The 6,177-nt window shown below is 74.0% G+C and carries 5 protein-coding genes; all 5 read right to left on the bottom strand.

Annotated elements, in window-relative coordinates:
• Positions 1–333: 333 nt before the first annotated feature.
• The gene (locus tag OEY_RS0118050; RefSeq protein ID WP_010595229.1) at positions 334–591 is read right to left on the bottom strand and encodes a chorismate mutase; all 258 of its coding nucleotides are present in this window, start codon (positions 589–591) and stop codon (positions 334–336) included.
• Positions 592–713: 122 nt separating this feature from the next.
• Positions 714–1,505: an ABC transporter permease gene (locus OEY_RS0118045; RefSeq protein WP_010595228.1), complete on the bottom strand. Its 792-nt coding sequence runs from the start codon at positions 1,503–1,505 to the stop codon at positions 714–716.
• Positions 1,502–2,275: an ABC transporter permease gene (locus OEY_RS0118040; RefSeq protein ID WP_010595227.1), complete on the bottom strand. Its 774-nt coding sequence runs from the start codon at positions 2,273–2,275 to the stop codon at positions 1,502–1,504. Before OEY_RS0118040 ends, OEY_RS0118045 begins: the two co-directional genes overlap by 4 nt.
• Positions 2,272–3,234 (bottom strand): daunorubicin resistance protein DrrA family ABC transporter ATP-binding protein, encoded by a 963-nt coding sequence (locus OEY_RS0118035; RefSeq protein WP_010595226.1) that lies wholly within the window; start codon positions 3,232–3,234, stop codon positions 2,272–2,274. The genes OEY_RS0118040 and OEY_RS0118035 overlap by 4 nt, the downstream gene beginning before the upstream one ends.
• Before the next feature lie 39 nt (positions 3,235–3,273).
• Positions 3,274–6,177, bottom strand: a 2,904-nt coding sequence (locus OEY_RS28645; protein ID WP_010595225.1) for a non-ribosomal peptide synthetase, incomplete at its 5' end; no start/stop codon positions are given.

Here is a 6,177-nt window from a genome sequence, read left to right as displayed (position 1 = left end):
ACGCTCGACCTGCCGCCGGGCCGCTGGGTGGACCGGCTCACCGGGCGGCGGCTGTCGGCAACGGTGTCGCCGGCGGAGGTGTTCGCGGACCTTCCCGTAGCCGTGCTGGCCCGCGACTAGGACTGCGCCCGGGGGTGGACAACCCCCTCCCGGCGACGCCGGGAGGGGTTGTCCGGATGCTCGATGATGCGGCGAAGGTCCGGTGGTGCGGGCGGCCCCGCGGACAGTGGGTGTGGACCCGGGACCGCCCCGCCGACGACCGACCGGATGAGGTCCGTGTCGACACCCGGAACGAGGGGTGTCGCCCGGCACCGTCGGGCGCGCTCCGCACCGCTAACGCAGGCGCAGCAGGACCAGGGCCAGGGCCGTGCCGTCCTCCCCGAGCTCGGCGGCGTAGCGACGGATCATGCTCATGTCGTGGGCGTGGGTGACGCGGGGCGCCCCCGTCCCGACCCGGAGCTGCCCGATCCGTCGCTCGAGCGCGACACGGCGCCGCACCACGGCGAGGATCTCGGTGTCGAGACTGTCGATGTCGGCGCGCAGACGGGGCAGTTCGGAGTCGGTGGTGCCTGGTTCGGCAACGGCGGTCATTTTGCCTCCCTTCGGGATTCGGCGTGTTCACTGGATCGATCCTCCCGTACCCGGGGGCCGCGAACCAGCCACCCCGGGTGGCGGATTCGCCACCCTGCCGGGATCACCGGCGGCGGATCCGGTCACAGGGCCCGACGGTATCCGCGGATCACCGGCACGGCACACACCGCGACCAGGGCCACCGACCAGGCCACGGTGCGCACCAGCGGGCCCTGGACGGCGCCGCCCAGGGCCAGCGCCTGCATCGTCTCGACGGCACTGGTCATGGGCTGGTTGCGGATCACCGGCGCGAGCACGTCCGGGTACGCACCGATCGGCACGAACCCCGGATTGAAGAACAGCATCAGCGTGCACAGCAACGAGATCGCTTCGATGACCACCGTTTTCGCGGCCATGAATGCGGCCGCGGTGACCAGCGCGGCAAACGCCAGCCCGAACAGCACCGGTACGGCCAGGAAACCGATCGCGGCGAGCGGGCCGCGGTGGAAGCGGAAACCGAGCACGACCCCGGCGGCGACGACGACGACGGTGGTCACGGTGATGCGCACCGCCTCGGCGACGAATCTCGACGCCAGCGCCGAAGCCCGGTGGACGGGCAGCACCCACAGCCGCGCGGGCAGCCCGGCCTCGCACTCGCGGCCGAGTGTGACGGCGCCGGCCAGCGAGCCGAGCAGCGCGCTCATCACGACGACCATCGGCACCGTCCCGTACAGCGCGTCCTGCCCGGCGAACGCCGAGACCTGCCGGCCGAGCACCGCCTCGAGCATGAGCAACAGCAGCACCGGGTAGGCGAGGCTCTGCAGCACCGTCATCGGATCCCGGCGCCAGCGGGTCAGCAGGCGCCCGGCCTGCAGGCCGGTGTGCCGCACGAGAGCGGGGACCGAATTCTCGGGTGTGGTCACGGTGGTGCTCATCGCTGCCTCCGGTTCGTGCGGGTGGCCAGGGGGACGACGACCAGGAGGATCCCGCCGAGCCACAGCAGCGTCGGCGTCAGGGCGGCGCCGGTGCCGTCGGCGAGCCCGCGCAGGCTCGACGCGAACTGGGAGACGGGCTGGTTGCGGACGAACGGCTGGATCCAGGCCGGGAACTGGTCGATCGGAACGAAGCCGCAGGAGAGCATTCCGAGCACGAGCTGCGGCAGCATCAGTGCCTGCGTGGTGGCCTCCGGGCTCCGGAACACGGTGCCGAGCACATCGGCCCCCAGCGTGAGGACCGTGCCGATGGTGAGCGCGAGTACGCAGAACCCGACGGCCGCGGTGGCTCCGGCGAATCGGAATCCGATCACGTACCCGCAACCGATCGCCGCCGCCAGCGACAGCGCGCACTTGACGGTGCTCGCGGACAGGCGTGCGGCGAGCGGCACGGCCGCCGCGATCGGCATCGTCGCGAACCGGCGGTCGATGCCGTGCACCGCGTCGGTCGCGGCCAGGAACGCGGCGGAGATCGCGGTGAAGGCCACGGCCTGCAGCGCGATCAGCGGCATCAGGAACTGCCCGTAGTCGACGGCCCCGCCGGTGAACAGGGCGATCACCCGTTGCAGCGGCACGTAGAACCCGACGGTGAACACGAGCGGCGCGACGAGCGCGGTGACGAGTTCGCCGCCGCGGACGGCGGGGATCAGGGTGCGCGCGGACAGCACCCACCACTGGTAGAGGGGCGACGGTGCGGCGGTCGTCGTGGTCATGCCACCACCTCGAAACGCGGCCGGGCGGCGGTGAGGGCGAGGAAGACCTCGTCCAGCGACGGCCGCCGCAGCGCGATGTCGGAGACGGCGACGCCGTGGGCGGCGACGGCCGTCGCGACCTGCGCCAGGGTGCCCGCCCCGTGCGGGGCCGGGATCGTGACGCGGTCGGCGGCGACCTCGACCACCGCCGCCGGGGCGAACCGGCGGAGCACGTGCGCCACGGCGGGCACGTCGGCCGCCCGCACCGGGACGACTTCGCAGAAGGTGGCGCCGACGCGCTGCTTCAGCTGGGCGGGGGTGCCCTCGGCGACGACCGTGCCCCGGTCGATGACGACGATCCGGTCGGCGAGCAGATCGGCCTCCTCGAGGTACTGCGTGGTGAGCAGCGTGGTGACGCCCTGCGCCTTGAAGCCGGCGATCAGATCCCAGACCCGTTGGCGGCTGCGCGGATCGAGGCCGGTGGTCGGCTCGTCGAGGAACACCACCCGGGGCGGGACGACGAGCCCGCACGCGATGTCGATGCGGCGGCGCATGCCGCCGGAGTACTTGCCGACCCGCCGGTCGGCGGCATCCTCGAGGTCGAACTCGGCGAGCAGTTCCCGCGCGCGGGCTCGGGCCGCGCGGCGCCGCAGCCCGAGCAGACGGGCGAACAGGACGAGGTTCTCGAAGCCGGTGAGCATGTCGTCGAGGGCGGCGTACTGACCGGTGAGCATCACCGCCCGGCGCACCCCGGCCGGGTCGGTGACGACGTCGTGCCCGGCCACGACGGCACGGCCGGAATCCGGCCGCAGCAGGGTGGACAGGATGTTCACGGTGGTGGTCTTGCCGGCGCCGTTGGGGCCGAGGACGCCGAGGACCTCACCGGGCTCGGCGGCGAAGCTCACACCGCACAGGGCCGGGACCGGCCCGAAGCTCTTGGTGACGGCTTCGACGAGGACGGCGGGGGTCGAGGGGGACATGGTGCTCCGTTCGGAAGAAAAGGGGGGTGGATTGCGCGGTCAGGACGCGGCGAGGTACCGGTCGTCGCCGAGATGCCGATCGAGCACCGCGGCCAGGTCGGGCACCGCGTCGGGTGCGGTCATCCGGTCGTGGGCGACATCGAGCAGGTGGTTGTGCATCGCGCCGGTGACGTAGGGTCGCCAGCCGGCGAAACCCCCGGCGTGATGCGGCTTGTCGGCCGTCGCGGTGACGAAGACGAGGTCGCCGTCGTAGAGCGGTGGCCGGTAGCCGGCGAGCAGCGCCGCCGAACCGTTGTAGTCGGCGACCATCCGGTCGAGGTGGCCGGCGTCGACGGGAGCCCCGGTGTGGGTCCGGATCAGCGCGGCGGCCTCGGCGGCCGTCAGGTCCGGGTCGACGTCGGGCAGCCCCAGGGACGAGCCGAGGGCGGCGACGAGTTCGCCGGCGGTCAGCGGTTCCGGCGCGGCGACGTCGCGGGCGATCAGGTCCGCGTCGAGCAGCGCGAGCAGCGCCACCTCCTCGCCGGCGTCGCGCAGCCGCGCCGCGACGGCGTGGGCGATGAATCCGCCGAGCGACCAGCCGAGCAGGTGGTACGGGCCGGTGGGCTGGACCGCACGGATCTCGTCGACGTACCGCTCGGCGTACGCGGCGATCGTCGCCGGGGCGTCCTCGCGGCCGTCGAGGTGCGGGGACTGCAGTCCGTACACCGGCCGTCCGGGGGCGAGGTGCGCGGCGAGCCCGGCGTAGCCCCACGCCAGTCCGGACGCCGGATGCACGCAGAACAGCGGGGCTCCGTCGCCGTCGGTGCGCAGCGCCAGCCGCACCGCGAACGGCGAGTCCGGCTGCCCGCCGGGGTCCTCGGCCTCGAGGCGGGCGGCCAGGGTCGCCGGGGTGGGCGCCGAGAACAGCGCGATCACCGGCACGGCGGTCCCGAGTTCGGCGCCGAGCCGATCGCAGGCACGGGTGGCATCGAGGGAGGTCCCACCCAGGTCGAAGAACGAGTCGTCGATCCCGACGTGCGTGAGGCCGAGGACCTGCGCGAACACCGCGACCACCGCCTCCTCCGCCGGGGTGCGCGGGGCGCGTCCCGAGCCGGCCGCGAACACCGGCTCCGGCAGCGCCGCGCGATCCAGCTTGCCGACCGGGGTCAGCGGCAACTCGTCGAGCACGACGATCGCCGCCGGCACCAGGTGTCCGGGCAGCCGCTGCGCCGTCCGGCGCTGTACCCGGGCCGGTTCGAGGCGGTGCCCCGGCGCCGGGAGCACGTAGGAGACGAGCACCTGGGCGCCGGACGGTCCGGGCCGCCCGACGGTGACCGCGAAGTCGACCTCGGGCAGGGCCGTGAGCGCCGCGTCGATCTCCCCGACCTCGACGCGCATCCCGCGGACCTTGACCTGGTGGTCACCGCGCCCGAGGTATTCGAGCTCGAGCCGGCCCCCGGCCCGCACCCACCGCACGAGGTCCCCGGTGCGGTACATCCGCTCCCCCGGCTGATCGGGACGGGCGACGAAGCGGCTCGCGGTCAGCCCCACCCGCCCGTGGTAGCCCCGCGCCAGCCCGGCCCCGGCCAGGTAGAGTTCGCCCGTCACGCCGGCGGGTACCGGCCGCAGGCGGGCGTCGAGCACCAGCGGCGTCACGCCGCGCACGGCCGATCCGATCGTCACCGCCCGGCCCGGCACCAGCGGGCCGGCCGTCGCCCAGATCGTGGCCTCCGTCGGTCCGTACAGGTTCAGCATCGTCCGGCCCTCGCCGAACCGGTCCACGAGTTCCGGTCCGGTCGCCTCCCCGGCCACGGCCAGCACCTCGACCGAGGTCAGGGCGGCCGGGTCGAGCGTCGACAGCGCGGCGGGGGTGACGACGAGATGGCTGACCCGGGCCGCGCGGAGCCGGTCGGCGAGTTCGGTGCCGCCGACGACGGTGGGCGGGACGACCACGAGCCGGGCGCCGACGGCGAACGCGGCGAGTTGCTCGAACACCGCGGCGTCGAAACTCGGCGACGCGATGTGCGCGACCCGGGCCTGCGGGGTCAGCGCCAGGGTCTCCCGCTGCGCGGCGACGAGATTGCCCAGTCCGCGGTGGGTGACGGTGACCGCCTTGGGAGCGCCGGTCGAGCCGGAGGTGTAGATCAGGTAGGCGGGGTCGTCGACGTGCACGACCGTGGCCCGCGGCCGCTGCGGGACGAGCGCGAGACGCGTGTCGGCAGCCGGGCCGTCGAGCACCAGCCACCCGAGCGAGGCGGGCAGACGGTCGTGGTGCTCGGTCACGGTCACCCCCAGGACGGCACCGGAATCGGCGAGCATGTACTCGATCCGTTCCTGCGGGTGCCGGGGGTCGACGGGCACGAACGCCGCGCCCGTTCGGGCGACCGCCCACACCGCGAGCACCGAATCGAACGATCGGGTCAGTGCCAGCGCGACGAGGGTGCCGGGGCCGGCACCCCGCGCGGCGAGGGCATCGGCGAGCAGCGCCGCGCGGGCGTCGAGTTCGCGATAGGTGACCTGCCGGTCGTCGGTGACCACGGCGACGGCCTCGGGTCGCGCCGTCGCCGCGGCGTGCAGCAGTTCCGGCAGGGTCACCGGGGCGACGGGCTCCGGGCCCGTGCCAGCCCGCAGTTCGTCGGCCTCCCGCGGATCGAGCAGGTCGACGTCGCCGATCGTGGCGTGCGGGTTCTCGGCGACCGCCGTCAGCAGCCGGCCGAAGCGGGCGGCGAGGGTCCGGGCGGTGGCGTCGTCGAACAGGTCGGTGGCGTAGCCGAGGCTCACCTCGATTCCGGCGGGTTCGCCGTTCGCGGTCGTGCGTTCGCGCAGTGTCAGACTCAGGTCGAACGGTGAGGACTCGTGGGCGACGTCCTGCAGTGCGATGCGCAGGCCCGCGACCTCGAGCTCCGGCTCCTCGAAGTTCGCCAGCGCGAGGGAAACCTGGAACAGCGGGTGGTGCGCGGTCGA

It is taken from the genome of Rhodococcus sp. P14, from assembly GCF_000256505.1.
In the GTDB taxonomy this organism is placed as follows: domain Bacteria; phylum Actinomycetota; class Actinomycetes; order Mycobacteriales; family Mycobacteriaceae; genus Rhodococcus; species Rhodococcus ruber.
This window is presented reverse-complemented; position numbering and strand designations above follow the sequence as displayed.

Bases quoted from the DNA above. Each gene is read 5' to 3' on its own strand.
- OEY_RS0118050 (WP_010595229.1), bottom strand. From the start codon at position 591: ATGACCGCCGTTGCCGAACCAGGCACCACCGACTCCGAACTGCCCCGT.
- OEY_RS0118045 (WP_010595228.1), bottom strand. From the start codon at position 1,505: ATGAGCACCACCGTGACCACACCCGAGAATTCGGTCCCCGCTCTCGTG.
- OEY_RS0118040 (WP_010595227.1), bottom strand. From the start codon at position 2,275: ATGACCACGACGACCGCCGCACCGTCGCCCCTCTACCAGTGGTGGGTG.
- OEY_RS0118035 (WP_010595226.1), bottom strand. From the start codon at position 3,234: ATGTCCCCCTCGACCCCCGCCGTCCTCGTCGAAGCCGTCACCAAGAGC.